Source organism: Paenarthrobacter sp. NPDC058040 (genome assembly GCF_042885775.1).
Classification (GTDB): domain Bacteria; phylum Actinomycetota; class Actinomycetes; order Actinomycetales; family Micrococcaceae; genus Arthrobacter.
In genome coordinates this window covers 1-1,883 of sequence record NZ_JBHVRN010000044.1, presented here as the reverse complement: position 1 = coordinate 1,883, position 1,883 = coordinate 1, and the positions used below count along the sequence as shown (strand labels likewise).

Sequence of the window (1,883 nt, the reverse complement as noted above, 5' to 3'; positions counted from 1 at the left end):
CAGTGAGGTCCAATTATGCGGTGCAGTGGTGGAGTTGGCCCGGCCTGACTCCGGATGCCGCATACGGCCCCTTTGCTTTGAGGGACGGATTAAAGGTCTGTATCCCGGTTCCGGTCCTCTGCTTGTGGGTTATGAAGCAGCGAAAACTTGCCGGACGAGGGCTCTGCCGGCGTGCGGTTGGCATCTCGCAACTGACGGGGACAGGTTGCCTTGGCCCCGTCCGTTTTTGCAGGGCTTCTTCTAATCGGCCAGGGCAGAAAAATCGCCGACGGTCGACAGGCTCGTGCCCAGCCCGTGCAGGATCGCCTCAAGTGCCGCCTCTGTCGCGTTGCCGAGCGTGGGTTGCATGGCCGGTGCAAAGTGAGGTGAGTGGTTTTGCACGGTTTCTCCGTCAGGCCGAGGGGGTTGGTGTCCGTTGACGAACCAGTACACGATGGGAACACTGATGGCTTCCGCCAGGAGCCCGAAGTCTTCTGAATGCATCATGGGAGGGATACGGTGTACAGCGTCGGCACCGAGACGGGCAGACAAGGCGGCCATGACATCTTCGGTGGCAGCGGGGTCGTTGTAGATCCTGGGGAACCGGTAGAGCTCTGTGATCCTGGGCTCAGGGGCTCCCGAAGCGGACGCTTCGGAGCTGATGATGCGTCGTGCAGCTGAGAGCATGTGCTCGTGGACGTCCTGATCAAAGCTTCGGAAATTGAGCGTGAGTTCTGCACAGTCAGCGATGACGTTTTCCTTGACGCCGGCATGAAAAGTTCCGACCGTGACGACTGCTGGACTGCGGGGATCGACTTCTCTGGAGACAATTGTCTGGAGCCGCGTGATGATGTGTGCTCCGAGAGTGATGGGATCGATGGACGCATGAGGCTGCGAGGCATGAGAACCACGCCCGAGGACCGATACCCGCCAGCTGGTGGCCAGCGTCATCGTATGGCCCGAGGCATATCCAACACTTCCCTGCGCCAGGGGCATCACATGCTGACCGTAGACAACGGACGGTCTGGGAGCCCTGTCCCATAGGCCATCCTCGATCATTGCGCGCGCCCCAGCGGCGATCTCTTCCGCTGGCTGGAAAATTAGGACCACCGTCCCGGACCAGCTGGTGAGCGAATTGCAGAGGACACGCGCGGCGGTCAGAAGCGCTGTCATGTGGATATCGTGCCCACAGGCGTGCATGACAGGGACCTGGTCGCCGGCCAGCGAGGCACGGGCGGTGCTCGCAAAGCTCAACCCAGTGTCTTCTTCTACCGGCAGTCCGTCCATGTCGGCGCGAAATGCGACCACCGGACCATCGCCGTTTTCGATGACGCCAACCACGCCGGTCCCACCACACCGGAAGTGAGCGATGCCGATATCGTCCAACTCTTGTTCAATACGCACCGCGGTGTTGTGTTCCTGGAGAGACAACTCGGGATGGGAGTGAAACCAGCGGTAAAGTTCAGTCATTCGTTCGCCGTCAACGGCCAACGAAGTGCGAGTGGCTTCAAAAAGCGTCATCGTCAGCTCCCTGTTCTTTCTGATCCGTCAGGCTGTGATTGGCCAGTTGGATTCGTATGGTTAAGCGGTGGTGCAAGTCTGCGTTGGTTGACTCAAATCGTGAGCGCCTCACTTGGGCCACCACCGCGAGATCTGAAGTGGCTGCTTCCCGCCAAAGATCGTTTCTCACCCACCCCTTTGTTTCGTAGGGGAGCCGCAAGAAGCAGGAATTCCAGCGACTTGCCGATGAGTCTTTGGTGCTTAGTGGTCCCTTACGGGCCCACGGCCTCAGCGAGGCGCCGGAACCGGGGATGGTTCCAGGCGTCATCGCCATGTCTGATCGTCGCCTCAGTCACCCCTGCAAACGCGGCGGAAAGGGAAGCAAATAACTACAACACAAGCTA

The 1,883-nt window shown here is 59.7% G+C and carries 1 protein-coding gene; it reads right to left on the bottom strand.

Translation table 11 applies throughout. From position 1 onward, the window contains the following. Positions 1-240: 240 nt before the first annotated feature. On the bottom strand, positions 241-1,500 hold the full coding sequence (locus ACFVSJ_RS24385) for an amidohydrolase (protein ID WP_387439698.1): 1,260 nt from the start codon (positions 1,498-1,500) through the stop codon (positions 241-243). Between the last annotated feature and the right edge of the window lie 383 nt (positions 1,501-1,883).